Here is a 278-nt window from a genome sequence, read left to right on the forward strand (position 1 = left end):
TTGTAAATAGTTTATTGTAACTAGCACCACCACTGTATAATATATGAAAGTTACTGTCAGTAGCACTCGTACTATTCTGAATAGAACCTATTCCCCAAGTTGCTCCACCTCCGTTATAAGAGTTAAATCCCATACATGCTGTATTATTAACAGCTACAGGAGATGTATTAAGTATACGCAGCTGAGTAGCTTCTGATGTGCCGATTGCCTGTGCAACATCTAATTTTACACCTGGAGAAGTAGTTCCAACCCCGACTTTATCATTAGCAGCATCTACC

1 protein-coding gene is annotated in these 278 nt (G+C 39.2%); it reads right to left on the reverse strand.

The genetic code is table 11. From position 1 onward, the window contains the following. On the reverse strand, positions 1-278 hold a 278-nt coding region (locus SB786_RS36095; RefSeq protein ID WP_410731558.1), incomplete at both ends, for a hypothetical protein.

The organism is Burkholderia sp. SIMBA_062 (assembly GCF_046534765.1).
Lineage (GTDB): Bacteria > Pseudomonadota > Gammaproteobacteria > Burkholderiales > Burkholderiaceae > Burkholderia > Burkholderia ambifaria.